Raw genomic sequence first — 3,482 nt, 5'->3', positions numbered from 1 at the left:
CCAAGCAGTTCTTCGACGGCAAGTTCGTCTTCGACAGCCTTCCGGATGAGCAGAAGCAGCAGTACAACGCCGGCTGGTACGGAGATGTCTGGAACCAGGGCAAGATAGCTATCAGATGGTCGGGAACCTGGGACGCGGCCTCTTTCGCCACGCTACCCTTCCCGAGCCGCTTCATCGGCGCTCCCGAAGGCAGGGTAACCGTTGTAGGAGATTTCTTCATCATCTCCAAGACGACCAAATACCCGGAACAGGCCTACGAATTCGCCAAATACATATCCTTCGCCAAAGAGGGTATTCTCAAGAGACTGGAGATAGACACGGCCAACCAGTGGACCTCTATGCCGCTGACCACCGAGCAGGCCGTTCTCGACGAATATTTCAAGGTCAAGGTGCTCTTCCCGGGAATCGACGAAGCCTTCGCCAGGATCTCCGAGGGCATCGTCGAGGGCGTCAAGATAGTCCCCGGCTACATCCAGTCCCGCTGGACGGCGCCTACCGGAATCAAGGTCGGAGACAACGACAACGCCTCGATAGGCGACGTGATATGGAACAGCATGAGGGGTAACGTGAACATAGCAGACTACGCCGGTCAGCTCAACAAGCTGGCCAACGAGCAATACAGGAAAGCCATCGAGAAGATCGCGATAATGACAGACTGAAAGGAGAGGGAACCATAAGCAAGGGCGGAGCGCTGCTGACATTTCTTTTTCTGGCTCTCGTTTCACTGAGCGCGAATCTCGCGATTCCGTACTCCACGCTCTTGCCGGATATTACCCCTTCTTACGGCGGCGGGACCGTCTGGGCCTCGCCGCCCCTTTCTGAAAACCTCCGGAGAAACGACGGCCTCGAGTTGAATATATATCTGAACGAGGGCGGCCACTATGCCATCAGGCTCGGCTACACGGTTACCGGCTCTTCGATCCTCCCCCCGGAGGTCTCCATCGAGATAAACGGCGTTTATCAGTTCCTCGAGGCGCAGAGAGTGACGCTCGTTCAGTACTGGAAATACGAGACGCTGGACTTTCCGCTGAACAGGTACGGGGACGAAGTACTGCCCTCTCAGACGATTCTCCCGAATCCGCTCGATTATACGCTGCGAGACTCCTCGAGTCTTTTCAGGCAACCGCTGCTCTTCTCTCTCGAAAAGGGCGAAAATACGGTGAAGCTGACACTCCTCTCCGGAGAGATAACCCTGCACTCGGTGGAGGTTCTGTCGCTCGAGGAGATCCCCGCTTACGCGAAACCCGGTGCGGATCGGCCGAAAGGCGATTTCATCACGATAGTGGAAGCCGAACACCCTTCTTACAAGAGCGACACCACCATCAACGCGATCGCGAACAGGAGTCTCGACGTCGTTCCCTTCGACACTTATCGATCGCTTCTAAACACCTTTGGCGGAGCCTCGTGGAAGAACGGCGGACAGGCCGTCTTCTATGAATTCGAGGTTCCCTCCGACGGATATTACTGTATAGCCTTCAAATACATTCAGGACTCGAAATCGAAGATGAGAGTCTTCAGAAAGATAACTATAGACGGCGCAGTGCCGTATAAAGAGCTCGAAAGTTATCCCTTCGATTCCTCGACCGTCTGGAAGATAGAAACTCTCGAAAGCGACGGAGAGAACCTGGAGCTCTACCTGACCGCTGGCAGACACACGCTTGGAATCACCGTCAACGTGAGCGTTTACGAAAGCGTCCTGATGACTTTGAAAACTATGATATCTCAAATAAACGACTTCGCCCTGCAGATAAGATATCTCACGGGCGGGGGCAATATCGACAGAAATGTGGAGTGGGAGATCGAGGACTACTTCCCCGGGATAGACGAAACTCTGGCCGCCATGAGAGAGGAGCTAGCACGGGAATACTCGGAGGCATCCCGGATAAACGGCAACGAAGATTCACAGGAATTGACCTCTTTCAGAACGGCCATAATGCTTCTGGAGAGGCTTATGAAAGCTCCCGACGAGATACCGAAAAAGCTCGATTTGCTGGTTGGAAGCGTCGGATCGATCGTCTCGGAACTCTCAGTCGCCCTGAACGGCTTCCAGAATATGCCGCTCACGCTCGACCGCATATATATTTACGCCGGCGAAACGGCTCCCTCTTTCAAGAGGGCCTCCATCTTCGCCTCTCTCTGGGAGGGGATCAAGAGGTTCGTCGATTCCTTCAAGCCGGCCCGGTACAAAGCCGGGGGGAGCGATGGTTCGGTGGTTCTGGAAGTTTGGATAAACAGGGCCAGACAGTACTCGGACATAATCCAGCAGCTCGTGGACGACGATTTCACCCCCAGAACGGGGATAGTGGTTGATCTATCGATCATCAAGGATGAACAGAAGCTGATCCTGGCCAACGCGGCCGGCAAGTCGCCGGACATCGCCCTCGGGATAAGCAACTGGATACCCTTCGAGATGGGGATAAGGGGCGCGGCTCTGGCCCTCTCGGATTTCGAGGACTTCACGATCTTCGCCCGCAACTTCATGCCCGGCACCTTCCTTCCCTTCATGTACGAGGGCAAAGTTTACGGTCTGCCAGAGACGCAGGATTTTTATCTCACCTTTTACAGAAAAGATGTGCTCGGCATGCTCAACATTCCGGTGCCCTCGACCTGGGAGGAGGTAAAGCTCATACTGCCGGAGCTGCACAGAAACGGCCTGAACTACTATATTCCGATCGGAGGGACGGCCTCATCCAAGGCCTTCATGACCACGGCTCCCTTCTTTTTCCAGCACCATGCGAGGCTGTACAGCGAAGACGGGCTGAGCACCGCGATAGACAGGAAGGAAGGATTGGAGGCGATCCGGGAGATGACCGACCTCTTCGCCATATACGGCATGCCGCTTCAGGTATCCAGTTTCTTCGAGCATTTCAGGAAGGCCGATATCCCGATCGGCATAAGCAATCTTGCGACCTATGTCCAGCTTATGATAGCCGCTCCCGAGCTGAAAGGCCTCTGGGGGCTGGCCCCCTCGCCCGGGGTCGCTCACGGGGACATAGAGAGGTGGCAGACCGGCTCGGCCCAGGCCGTGGCGATCTTCGGCGACACCGCTCACCCGCAAGAGGCCTGGCAGTTCCTCAAATGGTGGCTCTCAAAGGAGACCCAATCTCGCTTCGTCTTCCAGGTTCTCAGCACGTACGGGCTCGAGTATCTGATCCTCCCCTCGAACAGGTTCGCCTTCGAGGACGTGCCGCTTCCCCACGAAGACAAGGAAGCGATACGCGAGCAATGGAAGTGGCTCCAGGAAGTCCCAAGGAGTCCGGCGACCTACATCCTGGAGCGCGAGATAAGCAACATCTGGAACAGAGTCGTTCTCGAGGGAAGACCGATAAGGGTGGCCGTCGACGAGGCCGTGCAGAGGATCAACAGGGAGATCCTCAGGAAGATGGAGGAGTTCGGCTACGTCGTGGACGGCAAAAAAGTCAAAGAGTACGAGATCCCCGATCTCGAAAAAATACTGGCCTGGTGGAGTGAGTGAGCTGAAA

The 3,482-nt window shown here is 55.5% G+C and carries 2 protein-coding genes; both read left to right on the top strand.

Translation table 11 applies throughout. The annotated features are described in order from the left end of the window. On the top strand, positions 1-659 hold a 659-nt coding region (locus PKX57_RS11655; protein ID WP_472417479.1), incomplete at its 5' end, for a type 2 periplasmic-binding domain-containing protein. A gap of 101 nt (positions 660-760) precedes the next feature. Then, positions 761-3,475, top strand: coding sequence for an extracellular solute-binding protein (locus PKX57_RS11650; RefSeq protein ID WP_472417477.1), 2,715 nt, complete (start codon positions 761-763; stop codon positions 3,473-3,475). The last annotated feature ends 7 nt before the right edge of the window (positions 3,476-3,482 follow it).

The sequence above is a fragment of the Mesotoga sp. genome (genome assembly GCF_035363035.1).
Lineage (GTDB): Bacteria > Thermotogota > Thermotogae > Petrotogales > Kosmotogaceae > Mesotoga.
Note: the sequence above shows the minus strand (reverse complement) of the source record. Positions and strands in the feature narration are given on the sequence as shown.